The organism is Chryseobacterium cucumeris (assembly GCF_016775705.1).
Lineage (GTDB): Bacteria > Bacteroidota > Bacteroidia > Flavobacteriales > Weeksellaceae > Chryseobacterium > Chryseobacterium cupriresistens.
In genome coordinates this window covers 3,333,723-3,359,110 of sequence record NZ_CP068760.1, presented here as the reverse complement: position 1 = coordinate 3,359,110, position 25,388 = coordinate 3,333,723, and the positions used below count along the sequence as shown (strand labels likewise).

Below are 25,388 nucleotides of genomic sequence, written 5' to 3'. Positions count from 1 at the left end.
TGCGATGCTGGGTGAATAATTATTAATTCTCACAAAGATAATTTTTTTCGCTCAATTTTAAGGCAAATTAATCTTTGAGTTGTTCTTTCGGGATAAAATAAAATGAAGGTTTTGCAGTTCCCAACGGAGACCTGAATTTTTCTCCTGAAATATAAATTCCGTTTTCATCTGCGCTTATCCCTTCAATTTGTGATAATGAAAGCGCAGTTCCAAGGTAATAATGTCTGGGTTTTTCTTTAAAAAATATGCCGGGTTCCGTTTCTGCAAAAACATCTAAAAAGATCTCCGTTTTCCTGGTATATCCCACTAAATAAAGCTTTTTATCAAAATAAGAGGCATCTGTAACCACGAAACCTGTTTTATAGGTTTCTATCTTCTCTGCTTTCTGCAGTTCTGAAATTTCCGGATCTACGATATAATGTGAGGTTGCTTTTGAAGCCCACTCTTTGGTAAATATATGCAGCTTTCCATTCAGATAAATCATGGCTTCCGCATCGAAATCGTTTTTTGTGTTTTTAGAAATAAACTCAATCTGTTCGGGATAATAAAACAGAATTTTTGTTCCGTCAAAGGCTCTTTCCGAGCCGGGAATTTTAATATCATTAGACTCATTGAGACGTTGGTATGGGACTTTGTAAATCATCAGATCTTTTCTTGTTCCGGTATTGTTTCCGAAATCCCCGATATAAAAATTTTCTCCGTCATTAGCTAACGCTTCCCAATCTGTATTGATCAAATTGGTTTTCAGTGTCCTGATAATTTCTCCACTCTTTTTATCCAATTCAAAAAGTTCGGCAGGATTTCCACTGTCATTGAATGTATACAATCTTCCGTTTAAAATATTCAGTCCTGAAGTTTCCTGAATTTTATCATCTAGGTAATTAACTCTGTATTTTTTTATTTTCAGAAAATCAGTCCGCTGGGAAAATGCAGATTGGCCAACGAAAAGTGCAACAATCAGAAGGAGTTTTTTCATAAGACAAAAATAAGGTTTTATTGTGAGTTAGAGACTTGGAGACTTGGAGACTTGGAGGGTTTGAGCTAAAAGCGTTTGCATGCGATGCGAGGTACGGGTTTCGGGATGGGGTTTGAGATAAGAGTGGAGATTCCTACGGAATATAAATACTGTATAGCCTTTGAAAAATGCCCATTCTAAAAATAGAAAAACGGACTAAAATAGTCCGCTTTTCCCTTAGATTTCTATTGATTTAAATCAGAAGTTAAGCCGTTTTCTGCTCTTTCTGATTTTGCTGTTGTTCTTTCTTTTGTGCCTGTCTTGCAAAATACTCTTTTTGGTACTGCCTTACGGTTTTTCCTGTTCCATCATGTCTCCATCCCGGGGAATTAAAGATATAATTGATTCTGTCTGTAAATTTTAATCCAGGCTGCTTCAGATCTTTCCAGATTTTTCTCCATTCATAAAATAATACCGTATCCGGTCTGTTATCCGGCATTTTTGGATAGATTCCATATTTCACGGGTACATTCGGATCTTCTTTTTGGAAGGTTCCAAATATTTTATCCCAGATAATGAGACACATTCCCATGTTTTTATCCAGGTATTTTACGTTACAAGCATGGTGTACACGGTGATGAGAAGGCGTTACCAGAATATATTCCAGAAATCCCATACTCTTCACAGTCTGCGTATGCACCCATGTTCCATACACTTGTCCTATAGCGTATGCCACCATAATATGCCAGGGATTGAATCCTAAAAATGCCAGCGGCGAAAAATATAGATATCTGTAAAGCGGCTGTAATACCGGGCTTCTGAATCCTGTTGTGAGGTTAAAATATTCTGAGCTGTGATGCGTAATATGAACTGCCCAGAATGCTCTGGAACGGTGGTCCACATAATGCAGCACATAATAGGCAAAGTCTGTGATGATAAAACATGCCAGCAAGTACCATACGCTAAGGTCCCAAGAGAAAAGCCTGTGATGGTAAAAGAAGAACATTACGCCCATAGCAAATGCCTTCATGATAAGGTCAAGGCCAAAGTTCATCAATGCAAGATAAACATTGGTGGCAAGATCTTTCCCGCTATATAACTTAGCTTCTGAAACGTGGCTGTAAATCATTTCCGCTAAAATAACAGTGGCATGCAATGGGATAGCCCATGCATACACATTTTCCAGCCCGTCCTCGCTCATAAGAAAATCCATCATCACAAAATAATTTGTGCAAAGGTAGGGTTTTAAGCTATTTTTTAAGAAAGTTTTAGGCTTTTTTTAAGGAAATTTTAATCTGTTGTTTTGTTGGCCAACTGTCCGCAGGCGGCATCAATATCACCTCCACGGCTTCTTCTGACCATTACAGTAATCCCTGCATTTTCAAGCTGACGGATGTAATTTTCTTCTGCCTGCTTGTTACACTGGTCATATTTTCCGTCCCCGATCGGATTGTATTGAATCAGGTTTACTTTTGAAGGAACCTGTTTGCAGTATTTGATTAAAGCTTTAATGTCTTCATCGCCGTCATTGATTCCTTTCCATACGCAGTATTCAAAAGTAATCACAGAACCTGTTTTTTGATACCAATACTGAAGAGCATCCATAATATCCGTCAATGGGAACTTATCAGAGAAAGGCATAATTTCATTGCGCTTGGATTCGATAGCAGAATGAAGGGATAAAGCCAGTTTCACGCGCAGTTCATCATCTGCAAGCATTTTGATCATCTTAGGGATACCGGATGTAGAAACGGTAATTCTTCTTGGAGACATTCCCAATCCTTCCGGCTGGGTAATTTTTTTGATGGCTTCCACTACGTTTTTGTAATTCATCATCGGCTCTCCCATTCCCATAAATACGATATTGGAAAGCGGTCTGTCGAAATACATTCTGCTCTGGCTGTCAATCAGGGCTACCTGATCCACAATTTCAGCAACTTCAAGGTTTCTCATCCTTTTCAGTCTTGCTGTAGCACAGAATTCGCAGTTTAATGAGCATCCTACCTGCGAAGATACACAGGCTGTTGTTCTTGTTTCTGTAGGAATAAGAACAGATTCCACCATCAGTCCGTCATGAAGTTTCACTCCGTTTTTGATGGTTCCGTCAGAGCTTTTTTGAAGAAGGTCTACGGAAACAGGATTAATGGTATATTCTTCCGAAATTCTCTCACGAAGTGATTTTGAAAGATTCGTCATTTCGTCAATCGAATGGAGGTTTTTACTCCATAGCCAGTCATAGACCTGTTTCGCACGAAACGGCTTTTCTCCTAAAGACACAAAGTATTCTTTAAGCTGGTCTAGTGATAATGTACGGATATCTTTCATTGTAAGGTTGTAGATTTTAGGTGGCAGGTTGCAGATACTATTACCTGCAACCTTTTACCTATTATCTTTTTTATAGAATTAACATTGCATCACCGTAAGAATAGAATTTATACTTTTCTTTTACGGCTTCTTCATAAGCATGCATTACAAAATCTCTTCCGGCAAATGCAGCAATCATCATGATTAAAGTAGACTTCGGTGTGTGGAAGTTCGTAATCATTGAGTTCGCTACTCCGAAATCGTGAGGAGGATAAATGAATTTGTTTGTCCATCCGTTGAAAGCAGAGATTTTTTTGTTTGAAGAAACAGAAGTTTCCAATGCTCTCATGGTAGTAGTACCTACTGCACATACTCTTCTGTGAGATTCTACCGCTTTGTTAATGATGGCAGCATTTTTCTCATCGATAATGATTTCTTCAGACTCCATTTTATGTTTGGAAAGATCTTCTACCTCAATCGGGTTGAATGTTCCCAATCCCACGTGAAGGGTAACTTCAGCAAAATTGATCCCTTTGATCTCCAATCTCTTCATCAAATGCTTAGAGAAGTGAAGACCTGCTGTAGGGGCAGCTACTGCTCCTTCTACTTTTGCATAGATTGTCTGATATCTTTCTGCATCTTCAGGTTCTACAGCTCTTTTGATATATTTTGGAAGTGGAGTTTCTCCCAATTCTTTTAGTTTTGTTCTGAATTCGTCGTAAGATCCGTCGAATAAGAATCTTAATGTTCTTCCTCTTGAAGTTGTGTTATCAATAACCTCAGCTACCAAAGACTCATCTTCAGTGAAGAATAATTTGTTACCAATTCTGATTTTTCTTGCAGGATCTACCAAAACATCCCAAACTCTGGTTTCTTTATCAAGCTCTCTTAATAAGAAAACTTCAATTTTAGCACCTGTTTTTTCTTTATTTCCGTAAAGACGTGCAGGGAAAACTTTTGTATTGTTGAAGATGAACAAATCTTCTTCATCAAAATAATCCACAACATCCTTGAATAATTTGTGCTCGATAGTCTGTGTTTTTCTATCAAGTACCATTAATCTCGCTTCGTCTCTGTGCTCTGATGGGTGTTCTGCTAATAATTCCGCAGGAAGATCAAAATTAAAATCTGATGTTTTCATTTTTTAAATTACGGTTTAAAAATTATTGAAATTACAAGGTGTAATTTTCGGAGTGCAAATATACGACATTGAACACCCCTTTGTCAAGTATTATTTACAATCAAATATAAAACCGTGATTTTACGGGGAGTTTCAAGACATAAAAAGAGTATTTTTGGAAAAATTAAAATTCAATATGGAACCTGTAAGTAAAATATACTTCATTGATAATCCGTATCCTAATGGCCACAAAATTGAAACCTTTAGCTGGAGTGGAAGAATTGATGAATCTGGATTTATCTGGTTTGATTTTCATTTAAAAACTGAAAATTATTACGCCAATGACGATGAAAACGGGGAAGACGACGACGAAGATCTGTCCGACTGGGACTCCAAAATCGTATGGAGAAACTATCATGCCTGTACACTCTCGTCCAACTATTGGGGTGAACAGAGAGGAATCAGAATTAATAACCTTGATGAAAAATTAGATTTCGATGCTGTTGTTCAAAATGATCTTTTCAGTAATGATCTTCCGTCTGAACAACATTCTGATGATGATGATCTTGCTTTCAACATCTACCTGCTGGGGCATGACAGCTGTGCCGGACATCAGATCCGGTTTTCAAAAAAAGAGAATCACCGGTATGATATTATATGGACAGGCAAAATAGCATTGACCTACGCAGGCGATTATGAGTTTTCACATGATTTCAAAGCGGAAATTTTCAATACAGAATTTGAAGGTTTTCATTACCCTAAAACCTGGTCACTGGAAAAGGCAACTGAGATGTTCAAAACCAGACTTGCCCATTTTGAAGCGTATGAATTTGTAGATCTGAATCCTAAAAGTAACAAAAGGGAGTATAAACTCGACAAACTAAAGTAATAACACTCTAAAAACAGCCAATTAAAAAATATCATTATGAGTAAATATTCAATTGAAGCATTTATCAACGAAACCAAAGAAAATCCGCAGCAAAGAGATTATTTTGAACTGGAAACGAAACATCTTCTGGAAATCAACCTTAACAATCAGGCAGTATGGACGAAAAGAGGAAGCATGGTAAGCTATGTGGGAAATATCAATTTTGAAAGACAGGGAATGCTGTCCGGAGGAATTGGAAATCTTTTAAAGAAAGCTATCAGCGGTGAAGGAGCCAGGCTGATGAAAGCAGAAGGAACCGGAAAACTATATGTTGCAGATTCCGGGAAGAAAGTCCGTATTCTGTATCTGAACAATGAATCTGTTTGTGTAAACGGAAATGATATCCTTGCCCACGAACAAAGCGTAAAAAGTGATATTACTATGCTGAAAAGCATTGCTGGAATGATGTCCGGAGGTCTTTTCCAGGCAAAACTTTCAGGAACGGGCCATATTGCTATTACAACTCACGGAGATCCTTTAACTTTACTTGTAACTCCTGATACACCTGTATTTACAGATCCGAATGCTACTGTGGCATGGTCCGGAAACCTAAGCCCGGAACTGAAAACGAATGTTTCTTTCAAAAGTCTTATCGGCAGAGGAAGCGGCGAAGAGTTTCAGATGAAATTTTCAGGACATGGATGGGTACTGATTCAGCCTTATGAGGAGGTATATTATATGGAAAAATAAAAGAGACAAATTGTGAAGAGATTTAGTGTACATACTTTAATGATAATGAACTTTTTGATGAGATTACAAAAATGACTTATTCTGAAATACGAACATTTTTCAGAGACTATATTGAGGGCAGCCATCCCATTCCTTTAAAAGAATATCTGGAAAAAGCAAGTTTTAGTTATGATGAAGCCACTGGAAAAGTAACTCATGACTCCAACCCTGATTCAAAACAAATTGCATTAAGAAAAGACTGGATCAATCAATAAATTTTCACGTATATAACAAATATTTTTAAAAAAATATAAATGAGCAAAACCAATAAAAAAGTGAAAATTAATAATCTATATTTTAATAACTACAAAACTGTTCAATTTTAAAATCCAATAAGCCTCAAATTCTTACAAACCACCTTCATCACTTCATTCTCTAATTATCTATCACCTTACCGGGATTTACAAAAGTTTTAATATATTTAAAAAAAATATATAGATGAACAATAGTAACTCCCGCAGAACCTTTCTTAAGACTGCAGCTTTGGCAAGCTTTGGGGCATTGGTTTTACCCAATTCTTTATTTGCTTATTCCAATGATTTTAAAACAGATAAAAAAGTCCGCGTCGGTTTTATCGGTGTAGGTCTTCGTGGCCAGGAGCATGTAAAATTACTAGCAAAACGTAATGATGTGGAAATTGTGGCGTTTGCAGATCCGGAAAAAAGGATGCTTGCCGCATCTCAAAAAATCTTAAAAGACAACAATAAACCGGCTGCCCAGGAGTTTTCCAACGGGGAATATGATTATAGGAATCTTTTAAAATTAAAAACGATAGATGCTGTTGTGATCGCTACTCCATGGGAATGGCATCTTACCCAGGGTGTGGAAGCCATGCGCGCTAAAAAGATTGTAGGCATGGAAGTTTCCGGAGCGATAAAGCTTCAGGACTGCTGGGAATTTGTAAAGGTATATGAGGAAACGAAAGTTCCTATCTTTATGATGGAAAATGTATGCTATCGAAGAGATATTATGGCCATCCTGAATATGGTCCGTAAAGGAATGTTCGGAGAACTGGTACATGGAAGAGGCGGTTATCAGCATGATCTGAGAGGTGTTCTTTTCAATGACGGGGTTAATCCATACAATTCCGGTGCTGAGTTTGGAGAAAAAGGCTTCAGTGAGGCAAAATGGAGAACCGAACATTATGTAAAGCGTAACGGCGAGCTTTATCCTACTCATGGATTAGGTCCGGTTGCAATGATGATGGATATCAACAGAGGGAACCGTTTAACAAGGCTTTCTTCATTCTCTTCAAAATCTGTAGGGCTTCATAAATATATTGTTGAGCATCCCAAAGGGGGAGAAAACCATCCTAATGCCAAAGTAAAATTCAACCAGGGAGATATTGTAACCACTCAGATTGCCTGTGCCAATGGAGAAACCATTCTTCTTACTCATGATACAAGTTTACAAAGACCTTATGATCTTGGTTTCAGAGTTCAGGGAACTGAAGGATTGTGGCAGGATTTCGGATGGGGAGATTTCAACCAGGGACATATTTATTTTGAAAAAACCATGAACCATACCCACCGTTGGGACAATACTGAAAAATGGATGAAAGAACACGATCATCCGATGTGGAAAAAGTTTGAAGCTACTGCTGCAGGCGCAGGACATGGCGGAATGGATTTCTTTGTAATGAATACTTTTATTGAATGTATCAAACGGAATATAGAGTTCCCGATGGATGTGTATGATCTTGCATTGTGGTATTCAATTACACCATTAAGCGAAGAGTCTATTGCCAAAGGAGGTCAGGTAGTTGATATTCCTGATTTCACCAATGGAAAATGGAAAACCCGTAAACCTGTATTTGGAATGACCGATGAGTTCTAAGAAAACATTACTTATACTGGCAGGCGGATTAGGAAGCAGATACAAGGGGCTTAAACAGGTAGACGGAATACTCGATAACGGCTCGCCAATTCTTGAGTATTCCATCTTTGATGCACTGGAAGCCGGTTTCCAAAAAGTAGTTATTATTGTCAACAAACTGATTCCTGAAAGTTATATTGAAAGGCTCAACGGCATTTCAAAAGCTAAAAATTTTGAATTGCTTTGGGTATATCAGGAGATAGACAGCATTCCTATTTCACTGGAAGGTTTTGATTATCCCGATCGTAATAAGCCATGGGGAACCGCTCATGCCGTACTTTGCGCCAAATATTCAATACAGGAACCTTTTGTGATGATTAACGCGGATGATTTCTACGGAAAAGAAGTGTATCAGCTCGCTGCACATGAAATTAACCATCATCATATATCAGATACACAATTAGGGATGATTGCTTATCCTGTGGGTACAACATTGAGTGGAAATGGTACTGTAGCCAGAGGAATATGTACGCTGGATGCTGAAAACTACCTGATCAAAGTAGTGGAACAAACATCCATTCAAAGAATAAATAACTCAATTGTTTACATTGAAAACGGAGAAAGTATACAACTGGATCCTGACACCCTGGTATCCATGAATTTTTTTATTTTCCACCCTCACATTTTCTGTTATCTGGACACCTATTTTTATGATTTCATAGAATCTGATCCACTGCCTGATCAGGAATTTTATATTCCTTCTGCAGTACAAAGAATGATGGATGAAAACAGAGTAAAGGTAAAGGTGAAAGTATCTCCTTCCCCATGGATGGGAGTTACATATGCTGATGATAAAAAGGAAGTTAAAGATTTTCTGATTTCAGAGATTAAAAACAACAGATACCCGGAAAATCTATGGAGCTAAATGATATTGTTGCTGAATTTATCGGTACGGATAGTTATGACCTTACTCCTATTACTGACGGGTTGATCAATACCACCTATCTTCTGGAGGATAAAGGTCAGGGGAAAAAGTTTATTCTGCAGAAAATCAACAATCATGTTTTTAAACAGCCGGAAGTGGTCGTTAATAACCATTTAATGATCAATGAAGTGCTCAGGTCAAATCATTATCAATTTGAAATTATAGAACCTGTTCCTTCTCTTACCGGTAAAATTCTGGTAAAAGATAAAAATGGCCAGCCATGGCGTATGCTCAATTTTATAGAAAACAGTACAACATTCCTTACTGCTCCCTCTTTGCAGACGGCTTTTGATGCTGCTAAAACCTTCAGTTATTTTCTCAATACGGTAAATACTGAAAGACTGGCTGCCATTGAAGATTCTCTTCCCAATTTCCTCAATTTTGAGAAGAGGGTTGCAGATTATAAAAACTCACTCAAAAATGCAGATCCTCATTTAAAAGAAAATGCCCGGGCTGAAATTGAAATCACCAACCAGCTTTTATCCTTGCCGGACCGATGGATTGAAATGGAGAAAAACAATCAGATCCCAAAAAGAATTATTCATGCAGATGTAAAGATCAGTAATATTCTCTTTGATCAGAATCATAAGCCGCTGGCTGTGATTGATCTGGATACCATAATGATTTCTACCATTTTATATGATTTTGGAACGATGATCCAGTCGTATACCAATACCACCCAGGAAGATGATGGAAGTGCCATAGATAATTTCAACCCTGAAATGTATAAAGTCGTAAAAGAAGGATTTTTATTTCATTTAAAAGAAAAACTGACACCGCTGGAAACTGAGAATCTCGATTATGCAGCACAGGTCGCCATTTATATTCAGGAACTTCGTTTCTTAACCGATTATCTGAATGGGAGTACCTATTATTCTATCGCGCATCCTGAACACAATCTGGACAGAACTAAAAATCAATTGGAACTGTTGAAAGGATTGAGAGAATATCTGGGAGCTGGTGGAGAGTCGGAGAGTTTGAGGGTTTGAGGGCTGGGTTTATAAAGTATATAGATTCCTACTGAAAGACAAAGTGTACGGATAAATAAAGCGTCCCAGTTGTCCATTCCGTAAGAATCTAGCTTTATCTTCTCCCTCTCAAACCCTCTCATTCCCAAACTCTCAAACTCTCCCAGTCAATATCCCGAATCCCGCACCTCGAATTCCAGAACTCCTAATCACCCAAAAATTCCAAAATTCTTTTCCACTCTTCCAGCTTCTTTTCAAAAGAAACCGTATGAAGCGGGCTGGTAGAAGGCAATAAAAAAACGGGCAGCTTATAATCTTTCCCGAGCAGTTTCTGTAAGTTCTTGTATGACTTTCCGCCGTTGCAGAAAATAGCTTGGATGTTCGGATGTTCTTCTAACAGTTCTGCAATCTGATTGGCTTCTTCATTCCTGATTTCAGAATCCAGACTTCCTTTTCTCTCGCAGGAATCAATGACATCCCACAGGGCAATATGATGTTTCTTTATCGTTTCAATTCTTTGTGTGTAATCATCAGTAAATTGTTCGTTCAGCAATTCAAAAATGATTTTCCAGAATTTATTTTGCGGATGGGCATAATACTGCTGTTTTTCCAGTGATTTCACTCCGGGAATTGATCCTAAAATCAGAATTTCAGACTGAGCGTCAATAATGGGTGGAAATGAAGAAATACGCTTTTGCATATTCAAATATAAAGATTTAATTTATTTTAATTAGGCAGGAAACCGGGAGCCTGAAGAAGGAAGTTATTGAGGTTTTGGCTAAAGTCATTGTTTTTTTAATTAAAAAAACGGGCTAAAGCCCGTTTCTATTGATATTTTATATTGTTTGTCTACAAAGTTTCCTTCAGCCAGTCAAAGAATTCTCTCTGCCATACCAATCCGTTTTGTGGATGAAGTACCCAGTGGTTTTCGTTCGGGAAGTACACCAGTTTAGATTTTAATCCTCTTAATTTTGCAGCCTGGAAAGCTTCCTGACCCTGCTCGTAGGGAACACGGAAATCGATTCCTCCCTGAACAATCATAATAGGTTTGTTCCATTTTTCTACAAAATTGCTTGGATTGAATTCTGTGTACGCTTTTGGAAGTGGTTTTTCCCATGGAGAACCAAGATCCCAGTTGGCAAACCATAGTTCTTCGGTAGTCAGATACCATGATTTCATATCAAATAAACCATCATGAGCTATAAATGTTTTGAATCTGTTCTCATGGATTCCGGCCAGCATAAATACACTGTATCCTCCGTAACTAGCTCCTACAGCTGCTACCCTGTCACCGTCCACATATGGTAAAGTTTTCGCAAAATCTGTGGCTGCCAGATAATCTCTCATTGGCTGTCCGCCCCAGTCTTTTGAAATTTCTTCATTCCATTTTGTTCCCCAGCCCGGCATACCTCTTCTATTCGGAGCTACCACGATATAATCATTAGCTGTCATTAAAGCAAAGTTCCATCTTACACTGAAATACTGAGTAAGTGCAGACTGTGGGCCTCCCTGGCAATATACCAGAGTCGGATATTTTTTGTTCGGGTCAAAGTTCGGTGGATAGTGGAACCAAACTCCCATTTCTTTACCATCTGAAGTTTTCACCATTTTAAGTTCAGATTTCCCCTGAGCCAGCTTAGCATAAGTTTCCTTGTTCGCTTCAGTTACCTGCTTCATTTCTCCATTCTTAACGTTTACAGAGAATAATTCTGTAGCATGGTTTACGTCTGTTCTTCCTACTAAAAGTGAAGTTTTATTGTCTGTAAAGATTTCGTTTACGTCAAAATCTCCTTTAGTGATTTGCTGTACTTTTGCTGATTTTGAATCCAGCGAGAAAAGCTGTTTTGTACCTCTGAATGCCGCTGTGAAGTAGATCGTTTTTGAATCTGCTCCCCAAAGAACGTCTCCTGAAACACTTTCATCCCAGCCTGAGGTAAGGTTAGTGGTCTTCCCTGACTTCCAATCCAGGATTTTCACATCATTTTTATCTGCTTCATATCCATCTCTGGCCATACTCTGCCAGATCAGAGATTTTCCGTCCGGGCTGAATTTTGGGTTTACATCATATCCTTTGTTGGATTCTGTAAGGTTTTTGGTAGTACCTGATGCCAGATCATAAGCAAAGATATCGGTATTGGTACTTGTAGCATATTCTTTACCACTTTTAGGTTTGGTAACATATAAAAGCTGTGCAGAATCCGGGCTCCAGATAAAATCTTCAGCACCACCGAAAGGTCTTTGCGGAGAATCCCAGGTTTTTCCTTCCAGAAGATCTTTCGCTCCTTCTACTTTATCGGCTGTATTCACTACAAATACATGGTTATATTTTCCTTCATTGAAATAATCCCAGTGTCTGTGATTCAGGTCTGTGTATACCTGAGCCGTTGTTTTAGGAGTATCGCTGAATTTATCTTTCCCCATTACTTTTTCTACCAATACCTGCTTGCTGAAAGCAATTTTCTTTCCGTCAGGAGAAATTACGATATTATCTGCTTCACCAATGGTATAAAATTCTGTCCAGGTTTTTCCGGCATCTTTAGAAAGATAGATTTTATCTCCTTCCTGAGCATAGATTCCGTTTTTATCCCACTGAATAAGGGCTTTTTTCCCGAAATCGATTTTGGAAGACTGGTTATTAAGAACATTCAGAAAATAGTTTTCATTTTTCGTTTTCTCTGTTTTCAGGTCTACCTGCCCTACTTTATAGATAAGAGAACCCTGATCTGGTGAAACTGCCTGTACCCCAACTTTTTTCAAAGTCCAAAGAATTTCAGGCGTCATTACTTGTTGTGCATTCATTAAAAGCGGAGCTGCCAAAGCCAGCAGGCTGTACTTAAGTTTCATATGTTGATATTCATTTTTAACGGATGTACAAAATCAGTTGATTTCCTACATCCTTTTATTAAATTCAAAGATTGCCAAAGTTAATATTTAAAATAAAAACGGACGAAAGAATTAACATTAAGTTTTTAAAGTTGAAAAATAATTGATTTATGTATGGCAAAAATTTTATTAGTTTTACAAAAAACTAAACTAATACCCATTTAATATGAAAAAATTTATACTTTTTTCTTCACTTTGTGTGTCCTCATTTTTTTTTTCACAGCTTACGATGAGTCCTTTTCCCAATCATTATTATAATCCTTATCAGGTCACTATTAATGGAAACGGGACTATTTATTATACCACTGACGGAAGCACTCCGACGATTAGTTCTTCCTCTGCCGTAAATAATGTGCAGATTTCTATTGATCAGAATAAAGAGATCAAGGCATTTCTTGTTAACGGACAAGGAAGTTCGTCTCCTGTAATCAGTAAAAAGTATTACACAGGAAGTATTCCTACTGCTGCTATTTATTTTAAAGCACCTTCCACATGGGCATCAGGAAGCTGTGTAATGGTTGATATGGTCAGTCCCAATTCTATAGACGGATTTGCAATCGATACATTCTGGCCCGGAGTTGTAATGCAACCTGCCGGATGTGAATCATGGTATAAGACTACGAGAGATTTTGAAAGTGCCAATGTCCGTTTTAATAACTGTACTCTATTTGAGAATATTCCTGCTACCGTCAGTACCAATCTGATTCCGATGGGAAGTACTTTGTATTATGATTTTACAGATGGGGTAATAACCACTCCGCCTTCATGTTTATTTTTAGCATCTAATGAATCAGTCTCTAAAAATAAAAGCGTTTTAATCAAAGTTTATCCGAACCCTGTTTCAGATATTTTAAAAGTAAATACTGACCGGAACTTCAACGAATATGAGATTATAGATGTGAATGGAAGGGTGATTTTAAAAGATCAGTTTATGAAAGAAATTTTAATTAGTCAGCTTATTTCAGGAAATTACTTTTTAAAGCTTAAAGATTCGAAAGGAGACCTCGTGTTACTGAAGTTCATTAAAAAATAAAGAAATCCGCTCGTTGAGCGGATTTCTTTTTTGATCTTTATGATTTTAATTAATCTCCATCTGAGAACATTGAATTCGCCAGAGAAGTTACGATTGATAATAATATACTGAAGATAAATGCCCACCAGAACCCATCTACAACCATACTGTCTATGAAATAGTCTGCAATCAGGACTATTGCGGCATTAATTACCAGCGCAAAGAATCCTAAGGTAAGAATAGTCAGCGGAAGGCCAAACAGACTTAAAATTGGCTTTACAAATATGTTAAGAACCCCAAGTACAATCGCAAAGATGATGGCTGAAGAAAATCCTTCAAACTGCACTCCCGGTAAAATTTTAGTTAAAAGATAAGCAACAATTGCTGTAATAAAAAGTCGGATAATTAAGTTCATTGTGATATTTTTTAATGTTTATGGGGTTTGTTGAGCAAAAGCCATTCCATTCCGGAAAAAAAATGCTTTGAAACCCTTTATTGAAGGAATATTCCAGCTTTTATTCCCTTTAAATTCTTATTTTATTTTCATCATGGTAACTAATGAGGTCGCCACATGACTTTCAGAAGCAGAACCTTCGGTCTGGACATAGATTTCCGTTCTCACCACAACAATTTTTCCACCCCCTTTAATGACATAGGATTTTGAAATCAAAGCATCACCCATTGCCGGACGAAGGTAGTTCACTTTCAATTCAACGGTCACTACATAACAATCTTCCGGATAGTGGCTCACAGCGGCATATCCTGATGAAACATCCACCAGAGAGGCGATCATTGCGCCATTGAACATTCCTGCTTTTCGGGTCATCATTTCCATCTTAGGGATCTTCATCGATATAAAATCAGTTTCTACTACCAGCAGTTCTGCTTTATAGAATTTCAAGGTTTCCGAGCGGCTGAAGCTGTCTGTAATGAGTTTCTTTTTTTCTGGTGTCATGAATTTTATTTTAAACAAAGGTAAGCGCTATAAAGTTTTTGATCTCAATGATCTTTCAATTTTTCATTAAAAAGCCGCTCCATAAACATGAAACGGCTTCTTTTCAAGGTTTTATACCCTTCTTACACAACAAACGATAACTTTTCGGATGAACCTGACGCTTTCATATGATGATCTTCTCTGATCATATCGGCTGCTTTTTCACCAATCATAATGGTAGGTGCGTTGGTATTTCCGGAAACCACATCCGGCATGATGGATGCGTCAGCTACCCTTAATCCTTTTATTCCGTATACTTTCAGTCTCGGATCTACTACAGAAAGGCTGTCGACTCCCATTTTACAGGTTCCGGTCATATGATGATAGGTGGAACATGATTTTTTGATATGATCTATCACTTCCTCTTTTGTTTTTCCCATTTCACGGCATATTTCAACGCATTGATAAAGGGCTTCCAGATCGGATTCTTCAGAAAGAATCCTTATCAATCTGAGAGATCTGAGCTGGAGCTGGCTATGATTTTATGTAAGCATCATGAGGAGATTAAAAGCGATGTGGATGGCTGGTATGAGAAGTTATTCCGGTAAAACCACCTGTCAAAAAAAGTGTAAGGCCGGATTTCTTCGGAATGAAATTTACGACGTTTAGTTTATTCGTACATAATGTCATTTCGTAAGAATCTCTGGATAGACGGGTTGGAAAACGCAAAGTCGCCAATTGTCGCCAAACTATCTGTTTTTGAGGCGTTAAGATTTTATCTCCGATAAAATATAGTATTGCTTTACATTTACAAAAAAATTTATTTAACTTTCCTATTATTGAATTCAAAAACTCACGTACTCCATTATGCTGAATGATTACAAAAAACACGAATTATTTGGGAAAACCCTGATACAGAAAATTGATATATCAGGGTCCTTCAGGTATGATTTTCCGGTTTCGGAGCAAGCCTGCTTTCTGTATGTGCTTAAAGGTGAGTTTCAGTACAAAACAGAGGAACAGGAGTTTGATGTTTCTGCAAATTATTCTCTTTTTCTGAACTGTATCAGCTCCGGAAAACATATTCAGAACTCAGCGTCAGAAGATCATTGTGAGATTGTGATCGTTACGTTCTATCCTGACATCCTGAAAAAAATCTATGACAGAGAATTGCCTTTATTACTGCAAAAACCTTCCGATATCGTTTCGAATAAATCCAATGAGAAAATAAACAATGACTTTCTGATTCAGAAGTATGTAGAAGGGCTGCTTTTTTATTTTGAAAACCCTTCCCTCGTTAATGAAGATATATTGGTTCTAAAACTCAAGGAAATCATTTTGCTGTTGGCTCAGTCACAGAATGCTAAGGCCGTTCAGCTGATCCTGTCACAGCTTTTCTCTCCCACCACTTATTCTTTTAAGCAAATCATTGAAGCGAATTTATTTTCACAGCTAACAATCGAACAGCTTGCTGAGCAAAGCAATTTAAGTGTATCATCTTTCAAAAGAGAATTTGCAAAACTTTACAATGATACCCCCGCCAATTATATAAGAACCAAAAAACTGGAAAAAGCCGCCGAATTACTTTTAATATCCGACGAACGCATTACCGATATCGCATTCGAATGCGGATTCAACGATCTGGCCACTTTTACCAAAAACTTCAGCGATAAATTTCATATAACGCCCTCCAATTACCGCCAGGAACGGAAAGGATGATAATCGTACCTTTTTAAAGATTATAAATGTATTTCCTGTTTTGATAAGGAGTTCTTTTTTGAACCAAAATCCCAAATTCTTGAACTAAATCACAAAATCATTTCTGTATTTCTATCGCAAATTTGTACCGTCAGTTACAGGGAACAGTAATATACCTGCAGCTTATAAGTATCAATTTTAAAATACAATCAATATGAATCTATCAGGTTTAGGAATTTTTCACACTATTATTGGCGTAACAGCTGTTGTTGGCGCAGTGATAGGATTTATCAGATATGGTAAAATCAATCTGGCTAAGCCGTCAGGAAAAGTCTATTTTTATGCGACGGCCGTCACTTCACTTACAGCATTAGGTATCTCCAAAAACGGAGGTTTTAATGCAGGACATGTGTTCTCATTATTTATCCTTGTTTTGATCACTGTGGCCTATTTTCTTTTTTCCAATAAAAAAGAAAGTAAGAAAGCCCGGTATTTTGAGAATTTCCTGTTGTCATTCAGCTTTTTTCTTTCATTAGTTCCTACTATCAATGAGACTTTCACACGGGTTCCGATTGGACATCCTTTGGCTAAAGATATCAAAGATCCCATCATCGGGCAGACTCTTCTTGTTATTCTTCTGCTTTTTATTGTTGGATCTGTTTTTCAGTTTATCAAACAGAAAAGGGAGAATGTTGGCATTTCATGATGACAGGTTATTCGAGAAACTGTAACACCAGTCCGTCAAAAATTCTTTGAATTTTTGCCACCCTCGGGAAGATGGGAATTTTTACATATTCAGTTGGAGTATTGATATCTAGGATAAGGCTTGTGATTGTGCAGAAAAGAATAAGATTGGATTCCTGTGGAATAACAAATACAACGCTTAGTTTATCCGTACACCTAGTCATTCCATAGGAATCTAGATGGGTTGGAAAACGCAAAGACACAAGTTCTTTCCATACTAAATATTTTTAAGGCGCTAAGATTTTATCTCCGATAAAATGGTTATTGCTGAATGATATCTAGAAAAGTGCAGGAATCCCGATATAAAATAACCGATACGCTTAATCAGGTATTGAAAAATCACGGGTTCGAATCCGTATTCTCCACCTGATAATTCCAGTTAGTTTATTCTTTCCAAATGGTAGCTGATAATTTAGATTAAGTATACTATTGATTAGCTCAATTGTACCTGGAAATCATCACTTAAAGTCAAAACACCTTCTGTGATTGCTTCCGGGTGGGTAGAGAAGCCTTTTAATTTTGAAGTTTTTCCTTTTAATACCAAATCTAAAAGTTGTTTGTCGGATAGTTTCTTGCCGAAGATTTCGAACGTAATTTTAAAACCGCAGTTTTTGAAATCGGAGCAGCCTACAGCGGTTTTTCCTTTGATCAGGTTATGTTCTTTGCATTTTGGGCATTTCGTTTCTTCCCAGGACTGCAGTTCTTTTTTCTGTGCAGGTTCTCTTTTTTTCTTCTCTTTTACTTCTTCTTTTTCTTCTTCCTGAAGGGTAATCACTTTTCCTTTTCCATACACCACTTTCTCCGTAAGTTCTGTCACCATCTGAATCAGTTCTTCTTTGAAAAGATTAGCTTCATACTCTCCTTTTTCAATTTTACGAAGTTTGGATTCCCATTCTCCGGTCAGTTCCGGGCTTTTTAACAGCTCATCTTCAATGGTATCGATCAGCTGGATTCCGGTTTGGGTAGCGATCAGATTTTTTCTTTTCTTCTCGATGTATTTTCTTTTGAAAAGGGTTTCGATGATGTTGGCACGCGTGGATGGTCTTCCGATCCCGTTGTTTTTCAGCATTTCACGCAATTCTTCATCTTCAACCTGTTTTCCGGCAGTTTCCATCGCTCTCAGCAGTGTTGCTTCGGTGTAAGGTTTTGGAGGCGTCGTTTTCCCCTGGTGGATCATCGGATCGTGGGGTCCGGTTTCTCCTACAGTAAATTCAGGGATGGTTTGTTCTTCCTCCTTTTCTTTTTCCTTATCGGTGGTTTCTTCTTTAGGTTCTTTGGCGTAAACTGCTCGCCATCCTGCTTCAAGAACCTGTCTTCCGCTGGTTTTGAAAGGAATGGTTCCTACTTTTCCTTCTACCAAAGTATTGGAAATTTTACATTCCGGATAGAATACTGCTATAAAACGTTTTGCAATCAGATCATAAATCAGTTTTTCTTCCCTGCTCAGATTCTGAGAAGGCGGAATTTCCGTAGGAATGATCGCATGGTGATCGGTTACTTTTGTATCGTCGAAAACCGCCTTTGATTTTGGAATCGGAGCTTCCAGCAACGGAGCAATCAGATCCTGATACGGATACATTTTCTGAAGAATTCCTGCAATTTTCGGATATAAACTGTCTGATAAGTAGGTGGTATCAACACGGGGATAAGTTACGTGCTTCTTTTCGTAAAGACTTTGCACATAATTCAACGTATTTTCCGCCGAATAACCATATTTTTTATTGGCTTCCACCTGAAGTCCGGTCAAATCGAAAAGTCGTGGATTTTTTTCTTTTCCTTCTTTAATTTCGAAAGAAACGATCTCAAATGGATTGACTTTAAGGTATTCCAGTCCTTTCTCAGCACGTTCCAATGTTTTTAAACGGTCAATGGCCGCATTGAAAATCACGTCACGGTATTTGGTTTTCAGTTCCCAATATTCTTCTGTGGTAAAGGCATCGATTTCTTTCTGACGCTGCACAAGCATCGCCAATGTAGGAGTTTGCACTCTTCCAATGGAAAGAACTGCTTTATTTCCCCCAAATTTTTTCGTAAAAAGTCTAGTTGCATTAATCCCTAACAACCAATCTCCTATGGCTCTGGCATTTCCGGCCAGATACAGATTTTTATAATCCTCTGCAGGTTTTAAGCTTGCAAATCCTTCTTTAATAGCATCTTCCGTTAGTGAAGAAATCCATAAACGCTGAACCGGTTTGTTGCACTTTGCTTTCTGCAATACCCAACGCTGAATGAGTTCTCCCTCCTGCCCGGCATCCCCACAGTTAATGACCTCATCACATTCTTCGACCAATCTTTCAATGATTTTAAACTGATTTTCAACACCTTTATTCGGGATCAGCTTGATTCCAAAGCTGCTGGGAATAATCGGCAGTGAAAAAAGGTTCCAGGATTTGAACTGCGGACCGTAGTCGTGAGGTTCTTTTAAAGTACAAAGGTGTCCGAACGTCCATGTTACGCAATAGCCGTTTCCTTCCATATAGCCTTGTTTAGGCGTGGTAGCGCCCAATACTTTGGCGATATCTCTTGCAACACTGGGTTTCTCGGCAATACATAATTTCATGAACTCGGGTTTATTGAAGGAGTGCAAAAATCGGGATTTTTTTTGACTTGAGAAAAGTTACTATTGAAATATAAATTGTAACCTCTAAAAATAATATCGATTTATACAAATTACACAAAAAATCATAGTACATATCCTTCAGAAAAATCGAAAAACTTAAAATCATAATTAATAGCTTTCCAATTATAAGCTCTCACATTATAATAAAAATATTTAAATTCTTTTTTAGCATCTAAAGCATTTTCATCAATTTTCATTAAAATTAATTTTTCAAAATTTTCCATTGAATCAAATATTTCTATTATAGATTCTTTTCTTATACCTACAATGTTATCATATTCGTAATCTATAAGAGATTTCATATAAAACAAAGAATTATTATCATCTTCTAATTTCTCAATTATAATGTCCTTAATATCATTATCTAATCTTATTTTTCGATTATATTTTGACCGATTACCTGAATACATAATTTTTTTACAATTTATAAGTAAATGGAAAAAATTAGAATCAAAATATTCAGTAAAATATAAATATGTCATAAAATAGCTTTTTAGAAGAATATTAATTTCTTTATTATTTAATGAGAATATTGTACTACCTTTATAAAGATTTAAATTAATATCCCTTAATACTGATGATTCAAATAAATAAGGATATTCAGCCTCTAAAAAAACTCCATTAATAAATTGTTTGAGCTCTTCTTTTGATTCATATAAATTTACAAATTTTTCATTTCCTGAATATTCTTGAATCTTATATTTAAATTTCCTTTCTTCATATCCAATTTTATATTCTGGATTAATTCGTGAGTTTGTATTTACTAACTGTAAAATAGTTTTAATTGTATTTTCGAATTCTTGTTTATTTTTATATGAGAAATCTGTTAAAAATCTAAATTTAAGATCCTTTTCTTTACCATTATCTATTAAATCTATAACCATTTTTCTTCTTTCGTTTTCTCCAATATTTAATAAAACGTTAAAGTCATTCTCGGAAATATTTCCTCGAAATATATATTGAGCAAAGTATCTTTCAAATTTAGAAGAATATGAAATGGAAAGCTTTTCATCTAAATCATTTCCTCTATCTAGATTTATCATCATATTATTTTTATAAATTGAAAATAAATTAGTAAAGATTGAATAAATTGACTCTTTATCATTATCTCCTATTTTACGACCATTACAGTAATCTTTTAAAATCCTACCAAATACTGTATTATCCATACCTTCTTCCGGATCTTTGTTAATCTTTTCAAGATAGAGTTTCCCTTTTGTCTCCCTGAATATTATATCTTTTTTATTATAGATTGATTTATATAAATAAGGATGATGCAATTTCAATAATTCTAAATAAATTAAATCTGTAAAATTGATTTCATTAAAAAAGCCATTGAAATTAATATAAATAGAATTAATCATTTTTTTTATTTGTCGAATATTAGAAATCCAAATAGTAAAGTCATTTAATATATTCTCATTATTATCGAAAGTTTGAGAATATCCCATTCCCATATCTAAAGCGTAAGTCACTCTAATTCTATATTCTTCACCTATTTTCTCAATAAGTTTATTTTTAAAAATTTCTTTAAGAATATTTCTATCATAATATGGCAATGTAAGTTCCGTATTGATTATTTTATCTAAATAGTTAACAGCTAAATATTCATTTACACCACTTATACTACTTATTATATACTCTCTATCATATGCCACAATAAAAAATGTATTAGAAAAGTTTGCTGTATTTCGTATTAATTTTAATAGTTGAAATACTTCCTCCTTATCTAACCTGTCTATATCATCAACAACAATAATTAATTTTTTATTTAATAATTTTATTTTCTCATTAATATTATTAAAATGATTTTCTAAAGATTTTTCTCTAAAAAAAATAGCTTTTATTGATTTTAAAAGAGAATTATCTGTGACATTAATTAACTCCTCTGAATAATGAGATATATCAGATGAGATATTATTTTCTGTTAATGCTTCTGAAAGTGAATTAAAAAAATCTTTTACAAATACTTTTTCATCAAATCCCATCCATGGATTAAAATCTATAATAGCTACATTTTGATTATCTTCAAATCTTTTTTTTAACATTGCTAAAACAGTAGATTTTCCTCCACCCCATTCACTATTAATTCCAATAGTATAGGAAGTCACAAAGTTATTTTCATTAACTATAGTTTCAATCTTTTTTACTGTTTTGGAAAATCCTGGCCCTAATTCATTGTCTTTTTCATCTTTAATTGGAGAATCTTCGTAAAGTATATTCTTTTTTATACTAAAGAATTCTTCTGCAAAAAACTTCAAATAATTTCCTAGATATAATATAACAATTGGAAAAATAATATCAAAATAGAATAACGAATTATGTATTTTGAAATTTAGAAAATCATAATGTTCATTAAAATATCTTTCATAAGTATAAAATATGATTATCGAAAGAAAAAAATATGTTGTTATATTATTAGGCACATGCTCTTTCCATTTACTAACACAAATCGATGTATATAAACATAAAGCTAATAACAATATAACGTCTAACAGAACTGACTCATTTATTTTATCAAATTTAAAGCTATCAATTGATTTATCTAAAAAACCCTCTATGAAAGGTGTAAGTATAATTAATATGCCCAATCCTATAAGGAAAGAAAAAATATTATTTAGTAATTGATTTATTTTCATAAGTAGTTTTATGCTTTTTACAAATCTAACAAAAAGCCCCCTTATAAAAAGGAGGCCGGATCAACAATGTAATGAAACTAGTTCATTATTTCTTTTTTACTTCTGAGATAGCATCGGAAATTCCTCCGCCTGCAGTTTCAAAGAAGGCAGGACCAGCCAGAAGATATACTTTTTCTAATTTTTTGGTGGTAGATAATTTGTGTTCTTTCAGGTAATTTTCAGAACGGTTGGCATGTACAATTCCTCTTACTACATTTCCCGCTACCAAAGCAGTTGGAGAATCTATTCCGGCGTCTTTCAGATCGCTGGCGAATGCAAAATTGGTAACGCCTAATCTCATAGCTTGACGGGCTGCCACTTCGCCTACGGAAGTCATTAAATCAGGAGTAAATTTATTACGGTCACCTAAACCGATCAGCAATAATTTCTTTGCAGACATCGATCCTGCAGGAGGCGTAATTAAAATCGTTTCCAAGGAATGTCCCTGAAACTGTCCTGTTTTTCTAAGGTTGGTCAGTTCTCCTTTTAAAGCCTCATCCAGGTGAACCAATCCGTTCAATTTAGCGGGTAATGCCTGAGGACTGAAAATATCACCTTCTGTATATTCGAAAACACAAGCTACCTGAAGCTGGGCGTCAGCAGACGATGGGCCCTGTACCAATCCTATCATGGAAATTCCGTCTACGGTTCCCCAGGTTTTGGAAGTTCCGATGGCTGTTGTTTTTGCAGGAGCTGTGGTTGTAGTTTGTGCAAAGTTTAAGGTAGATAATGCTAAAGCTGCAATTATCAGTGAGTGTTTTAATGTATTTTTCATGTGATTTATTTTTTGTTGTTTGTTTCGAGGTGCGGGTTATTTTTGTTGCGGGGTTTAATTTTTGTTTGTTGGAATAACGCAAGGACGCAAAGTTTTTTTAAGGTTTATGTTGTTAAGGCGCGAGTCGCTTCGCTCCGGCTATTTTTATTTGTTTTTCAAAGGTAGTTTCTGTGATGGAAAGGTGCATTGATGTGGGATAATTGTTTAATTTATTTTCAAATTATCTCATTTTCAAATTTTCAAATTCCCTGTGTTTTTTTAAAATTTAAATACAATTCTGGAATTGATGAAGAGTCCGTCTTTGTGGTTGTCGATTACATCGTTAATGAAAGCTCCGGTATTGAAATACTGTATTCCTGTATTAAAGGTTAAAAATGGATTGATCTTATAATTGAAACTTCCTAAAAATGCGGTTCCGATGTATCTCTTTTTTGAGTTGGAAGACGCCAGGTTTAGTGTTCCGCTGGGTCTGTAAATCCCGTCCTGGATAGAATATCTCCAGTTGAAAACTACGTCTGCCTGCACCGTTATTTTTTTACCTAAATCAATCGTTGCATAGGGATGGATATCAATTAAATTCACCGGACCAATCTGAGGATTAAATCCAAAATAACCTCCTTTCGGATACAATGGATTGAATGTTCCCAATGTTCCATCTCCTTTATTGCTGTCTCCTGAAATATAATCGTTTCTAAGGTTGATGGTCGGTTTTCCTTTTACATTTTCAAACATATATCCGATGTCTGCAGAAGCCGTCCATGCGCTGATATTTCCTTTATTAAAATTACCAAACTGGTAGGCTGCTTCGAAATTGTAAATAAAACCTCCTCCATATTTCCAGAATCTTCCGCCAAAAGTATGTCTGTTCTCATCGGAAAGCCCGTCTTCAAAACGTACATCCTTTCTGTGAATCCCGAGATAATAGAGCTCCAGATTTCCGCTTCTGGGAATAATCCATGTGTTGTAACTTCCCCAGAGGTTGATTGATTTTGAAGATTTGTTATCGAATGCTCCTGGATTGATTTCACTGGCGGCCATCATAAAGGCATCAGATCTGAAGTTCCCTCTTTTGTACATGAATTTTAATCCATCAAAATAGAGTCTTAAATTCGGACCTTCTCTTACTGAGATCAGTCTTCCGCTTCCATAATCAAGTTCCTGTCTTCCGGCACGTACGGTCAACTTTTCTTTATCATTTTTCAAAATATCAACATCAATGAAAAGATTCTGAATATTCAAATGATCTTCGTCAATAGGTCTCGGACCGTTCTTTCTTCCATTTTCCCATGCACTTCTCACCTGTCCGAAAATTCTTACTCTTGAGCCCAGATGCAGATCTGCATGTACACTGTATCTTTGAATCAGAAAAGGATTGCTTCCAATTCCCATTCTTCCCCAATCTTCGTTATTAAAATCTACAAATTCCAGTCTTGCTTCTCCCCCCAATGAAAGATAATGGTTGCTTTTTTCTGCAATAGGTATGTATTTGATGGAGTTGTAAAAAGTTTTTGCAGAGTCTTTATAGGAAGCATAATCTTCATCAAACCTCATCAGCTTGAACTGGGCAGAAATTTGAAGTGGAATAAAAATCTGCAGCAACAGTACAATGGCAATCAGTTTTTTCATGATGATTTCTTTGTTAAATAATGATCCACAGAATATCTTCCAGCTCCCATAAACAGTAAAAACAGATAACACAAGCTGTACATAAAAGGAGTGTCTTTTACCAGTAAAGCATCATTCCAATGGAGAATAAAGTATCCTGTAAGCGTCACCGCTAAAATTGGCAGCACTGCAATTCTTGTGAAAAAACCAAAGATCACAAATACCGGAAATACCAGATTGGCTGCATCAGCAAAAAGACTGTTGAATGCTTCCGGAAGGTGCAGCGGGTTCGGAACCTGCTCTGCTTCTGAAACACCTACTCCTATTTTTTTTAATCCGTGGGCTACGATTAATTCTACGGAAAGGAAAACTCTGAAGACTAAAAGTGCAGCATCGGTTAATTTTCTTCCCGGATTGGTATTGGTGATGATATGGATTAACTTTTTCATGATTGGAATGAATTTTTAAAATGATTTTTGTTTTTTTAACCGCAGATTACACGGATTGACACGGATGATTGGGGGTATTTAATACTGTTGATAGCTTTGAGTGTAAAACCACCCCGTCAATAATTCTTTGAATTTTTGCCACCCTCCAAGGGAGGGATTTTTACCCCTTCAGTTGGAACGTTGGTT

The 25,388-nt window shown here is 36.3% G+C and carries 24 protein-coding genes; 9 read left to right on the top strand and 15 right to left on the bottom strand.

Going from position 1 to position 25,388, the window contains the following annotated elements:
- Positions 1-67 precede the first annotated feature (67 nt).
- The 4 genes from JNG87_RS15030 to queA form a co-directional block, all read right to left on the bottom strand.
- Entirely contained in the window at positions 68-976 is a 909-nt protein-coding gene (locus JNG87_RS15030) for a hypothetical protein (RefSeq protein WP_202839244.1), read from the bottom strand.
- A gap of 244 nt (positions 977-1,220) precedes the next feature.
- Entirely contained in the window at positions 1,221-2,171 is a 951-nt protein-coding gene (locus JNG87_RS15025; protein WP_062672048.1) for a sterol desaturase family protein, read from the bottom strand.
- Between the two features lie 74 nt (positions 2,172-2,245).
- Complete coding sequence (gene rlmN / locus JNG87_RS15020) at positions 2,246-3,280, bottom strand: 23S rRNA (adenine(2503)-C(2))-methyltransferase RlmN (RefSeq protein WP_202839242.1); 1,035 nt, start codon at positions 3,278-3,280, stop codon at positions 2,246-2,248.
- A 70-nt stretch (positions 3,281-3,350) separates the two neighbouring features.
- Complete coding sequence (queA, locus tag JNG87_RS15015) at positions 3,351-4,400, bottom strand: tRNA preQ1(34) S-adenosylmethionine ribosyltransferase-isomerase QueA (protein WP_034696367.1); 1,050 nt, start codon at positions 4,398-4,400, stop codon at positions 3,351-3,353.
- 154 nt (positions 4,401-4,554) lie between these two features.
- Here queA and JNG87_RS15010 point away from each other — a divergent pair, with 154 nt between their 5' ends.
- The 6 genes from JNG87_RS15010 to JNG87_RS14985 all read left to right on the top strand — a co-directional run bounded on the left by JNG87_RS15010 (position 4,555) and on the right by JNG87_RS14985 (position 9,825).
- Positions 4,555-5,268 carry a hypothetical protein gene (locus tag JNG87_RS15010; protein WP_202839234.1) on the top strand — a complete coding sequence of 238 codons (714 nt, stop codon included), beginning with the start codon at positions 4,555-4,557 and terminating at the stop codon, positions 5,266-5,268.
- A gap of 36 nt (positions 5,269-5,304) precedes the next feature.
- The gene (locus JNG87_RS15005; protein ID WP_062672057.1) at positions 5,305-5,997 is read left to right on the top strand and encodes an AIM24 family protein; all 693 of its coding nucleotides are present in this window, start codon (positions 5,305-5,307) and stop codon (positions 5,995-5,997) included.
- Positions 5,998-6,068: 71 nt separating this feature from the next.
- Positions 6,069-6,251 (top strand): hypothetical protein, encoded by a 183-nt coding sequence (locus JNG87_RS15000; protein ID WP_202839232.1) that lies wholly within the window; start codon positions 6,069-6,071, stop codon positions 6,249-6,251.
- A 223-nt stretch (positions 6,252-6,474) separates the two neighbouring features.
- A complete protein-coding gene (locus tag JNG87_RS14995; protein WP_202839230.1) occupies positions 6,475-7,872 on the top strand; it encodes a Gfo/Idh/MocA family protein in 1,398 nt (465 codons plus the stop codon).
- Entirely contained in the window at positions 7,862-8,776 is a 915-nt protein-coding gene (locus tag JNG87_RS14990) for an NDP-sugar synthase (protein ID WP_202839227.1), read from the top strand. Before JNG87_RS14995 ends, JNG87_RS14990 begins: the two co-directional genes overlap by 11 nt.
- Complete coding sequence (locus JNG87_RS14985; protein WP_202839225.1) at positions 8,767-9,825, top strand: phosphotransferase enzyme family protein; 1,059 nt, start codon at positions 8,767-8,769, stop codon at positions 9,823-9,825. The genes JNG87_RS14990 and JNG87_RS14985 overlap by 10 nt, the downstream gene beginning before the upstream one ends.
- A gap of 184 nt (positions 9,826-10,009) precedes the next feature.
- Here JNG87_RS14985 and JNG87_RS14980 read toward each other — a convergent pair whose 3' ends face one another.
- Together JNG87_RS14980 and JNG87_RS14975 are read right to left on the bottom strand one after the other, a co-directional pair.
- Positions 10,010-10,504: a DNA-deoxyinosine glycosylase gene (locus tag JNG87_RS14980; protein WP_202839224.1), complete on the bottom strand. Its 495-nt coding sequence runs from the start codon at positions 10,502-10,504 to the stop codon at positions 10,010-10,012.
- Between the two features lie 149 nt (positions 10,505-10,653).
- Positions 10,654-12,648, bottom strand: coding sequence for a S9 family peptidase (locus JNG87_RS14975; RefSeq protein ID WP_120231784.1), 1,995 nt, complete (start codon positions 12,646-12,648; stop codon positions 10,654-10,656).
- A gap of 205 nt (positions 12,649-12,853) precedes the next feature.
- Here JNG87_RS14975 and JNG87_RS14970 point away from each other — a divergent pair, with 205 nt between their 5' ends.
- Entirely contained in the window at positions 12,854-13,720 is an 867-nt protein-coding gene (locus JNG87_RS14970) for a chitobiase/beta-hexosaminidase C-terminal domain-containing protein (RefSeq protein ID WP_202839223.1), read from the top strand.
- A 49-nt stretch (positions 13,721-13,769) separates the two neighbouring features.
- On the opposite strand, the gene JNG87_RS14965 is transcribed toward JNG87_RS14970, so the two are convergent.
- From JNG87_RS14965 to JNG87_RS14955, 3 genes are all read right to left on the bottom strand, one after another.
- A complete protein-coding gene (locus tag JNG87_RS14965; protein ID WP_114821738.1) occupies positions 13,770-14,114 on the bottom strand; it encodes a phage holin family protein in 345 nt (114 codons plus the stop codon).
- A 117-nt stretch (positions 14,115-14,231) separates the two neighbouring features.
- The gene (locus JNG87_RS14960; RefSeq protein ID WP_202839222.1) at positions 14,232-14,654 is read right to left on the bottom strand and encodes a PaaI family thioesterase; all 423 of its coding nucleotides are present in this window, start codon (positions 14,652-14,654) and stop codon (positions 14,232-14,234) included.
- A gap of 122 nt (positions 14,655-14,776) precedes the next feature.
- Positions 14,777-15,073, bottom strand: a complete 297-nt coding sequence (locus JNG87_RS14955; RefSeq protein WP_202839221.1) for a GMC oxidoreductase — start codon at positions 15,071-15,073, stop codon at positions 14,777-14,779.
- A 427-nt stretch (positions 15,074-15,500) separates the two neighbouring features.
- Between JNG87_RS14955 and JNG87_RS14950 the strand changes: the two genes are divergently transcribed.
- A complete protein-coding gene (locus tag JNG87_RS14950; protein ID WP_202839220.1) occupies positions 15,501-16,352 on the top strand; it encodes a helix-turn-helix domain-containing protein in 852 nt (283 codons plus the stop codon).
- 193 nt (positions 16,353-16,545) lie between these two features.
- Complete coding sequence (locus tag JNG87_RS14945) at positions 16,546-17,037, top strand: hypothetical protein (RefSeq protein WP_202839218.1); 492 nt, start codon at positions 16,546-16,548, stop codon at positions 17,035-17,037.
- A 7-nt stretch (positions 17,038-17,044) separates the two neighbouring features.
- Here the strand turns inward: JNG87_RS14945 and JNG87_RS14940 are convergent, their stop codons facing one another.
- The 6 genes from JNG87_RS14940 to JNG87_RS14915 all read right to left on the bottom strand — a co-directional run bounded on the left by JNG87_RS14940 (position 17,045) and on the right by JNG87_RS14915 (position 25,202).
- Positions 17,045-17,239: a hypothetical protein gene (locus JNG87_RS14940; RefSeq protein ID WP_202839216.1), complete on the bottom strand. Its 195-nt coding sequence runs from the start codon at positions 17,237-17,239 to the stop codon at positions 17,045-17,047.
- A gap of 269 nt (positions 17,240-17,508) precedes the next feature.
- The gene (locus JNG87_RS14935; protein ID WP_202839214.1) at positions 17,509-19,635 is read right to left on the bottom strand and encodes a type IA DNA topoisomerase; all 2,127 of its coding nucleotides are present in this window, start codon (positions 19,633-19,635) and stop codon (positions 17,509-17,511) included.
- A gap of 122 nt (positions 19,636-19,757) precedes the next feature.
- The gene (locus tag JNG87_RS14930; protein WP_202839212.1) at positions 19,758-22,334 is read right to left on the bottom strand and encodes a P-loop NTPase fold protein; all 2,577 of its coding nucleotides are present in this window, start codon (positions 22,332-22,334) and stop codon (positions 19,758-19,760) included.
- An 85-nt stretch (positions 22,335-22,419) separates the two neighbouring features.
- A complete protein-coding gene (locus JNG87_RS14925) occupies positions 22,420-23,148 on the bottom strand; it encodes a M17 family peptidase N-terminal domain-containing protein (protein WP_202839211.1) in 729 nt (242 codons plus the stop codon).
- A gap of 258 nt (positions 23,149-23,406) precedes the next feature.
- Entirely contained in the window at positions 23,407-24,774 is a 1,368-nt protein-coding gene (locus JNG87_RS14920; RefSeq protein WP_202839210.1) for an alginate export family protein, read from the bottom strand.
- Positions 24,771-25,202, bottom strand: coding sequence for a DoxX family protein (locus JNG87_RS14915; RefSeq protein ID WP_202839209.1), 432 nt, complete (start codon positions 25,200-25,202; stop codon positions 24,771-24,773). The genes JNG87_RS14920 and JNG87_RS14915 overlap by 4 nt, the downstream gene beginning before the upstream one ends.
- Between the last annotated feature and the right edge of the window lie 186 nt (positions 25,203-25,388).

Coding starts and splice junctions, on each gene's coding strand:
- JNG87_RS15030 (WP_202839244.1), bottom strand. CDS start 976: ATGAAAAAACTCCTTCTGATTGTTGCACTTTTCGTTGGCCAATCTGCA.
- JNG87_RS15025 (WP_062672048.1), bottom strand. CDS start 2,171: ATGATGGATTTTCTTATGAGCGAGGACGGGCTGGAAAATGTGTATGCA.
- rlmN (WP_202839242.1), bottom strand. CDS start 3,280: ATGAAAGATATCCGTACATTATCACTAGACCAGCTTAAAGAATACTTT.
- queA (WP_034696367.1), bottom strand. CDS start 4,400: ATGAAAACATCAGATTTTAATTTTGATCTTCCTGCGGAATTATTAGCA.
- JNG87_RS15005 (WP_062672057.1), top strand. CDS start 5,305: ATGAGTAAATATTCAATTGAAGCATTTATCAACGAAACCAAAGAAAAT.
- JNG87_RS15000 (WP_202839232.1), top strand. CDS start 6,069: ATGACTTATTCTGAAATACGAACATTTTTCAGAGACTATATTGAGGGC.
- JNG87_RS14995 (WP_202839230.1), top strand. CDS start 6,475: ATGAACAATAGTAACTCCCGCAGAACCTTTCTTAAGACTGCAGCTTTG.
- JNG87_RS14990 (WP_202839227.1), top strand. CDS start 7,862: ATGAGTTCTAAGAAAACATTACTTATACTGGCAGGCGGATTAGGAAGC.
- JNG87_RS14985 (WP_202839225.1), top strand. CDS start 8,767: ATGGAGCTAAATGATATTGTTGCTGAATTTATCGGTACGGATAGTTAT.
- JNG87_RS14980 (WP_202839224.1), bottom strand. CDS start 10,504: ATGCAAAAGCGTATTTCTTCATTTCCACCCATTATTGACGCTCAGTCT.
- JNG87_RS14975 (WP_120231784.1), bottom strand. CDS start 12,648: ATGAAACTTAAGTACAGCCTGCTGGCTTTGGCAGCTCCGCTTTTAATG.
- JNG87_RS14970 (WP_202839223.1), top strand. CDS start 12,854: ATGAAAAAATTTATACTTTTTTCTTCACTTTGTGTGTCCTCATTTTTT.
- JNG87_RS14965 (WP_114821738.1), bottom strand. CDS start 14,114: ATGAACTTAATTATCCGACTTTTTATTACAGCAATTGTTGCTTATCTT.
- JNG87_RS14960 (WP_202839222.1), bottom strand. CDS start 14,654: ATGACACCAGAAAAAAAGAAACTCATTACAGACAGCTTCAGCCGCTCG.
- JNG87_RS14955 (WP_202839221.1), bottom strand. CDS start 15,073: ATGGGAAAAACAAAAGAGGAAGTGATAGATCATATCAAAAAATCATGT.
- JNG87_RS14950 (WP_202839220.1), top strand. CDS start 15,501: ATGCTGAATGATTACAAAAAACACGAATTATTTGGGAAAACCCTGATA.
- JNG87_RS14945 (WP_202839218.1), top strand. CDS start 16,546: ATGAATCTATCAGGTTTAGGAATTTTTCACACTATTATTGGCGTAACA.
- JNG87_RS14940 (WP_202839216.1), bottom strand. CDS start 17,239: ATGACTAGGTGTACGGATAAACTAAGCGTTGTATTTGTTATTCCACAG.
- JNG87_RS14935 (WP_202839214.1), bottom strand. CDS start 19,635: ATGAAATTATGTATTGCCGAGAAACCCAGTGTTGCAAGAGATATCGCC.
- JNG87_RS14930 (WP_202839212.1), bottom strand. CDS start 22,334: ATGAAAATAAATCAATTACTAAATAATATTTTTTCTTTCCTTATAGGA.
- JNG87_RS14925 (WP_202839211.1), bottom strand. CDS start 23,148: ATGAAAAATACATTAAAACACTCACTGATAATTGCAGCTTTAGCATTA.
- JNG87_RS14920 (WP_202839210.1), bottom strand. CDS start 24,774: ATGAAAAAACTGATTGCCATTGTACTGTTGCTGCAGATTTTTATTCCA.
- JNG87_RS14915 (WP_202839209.1), bottom strand. CDS start 25,202: ATGAAAAAGTTAATCCATATCATCACCAATACCAATCCGGGAAGAAAA.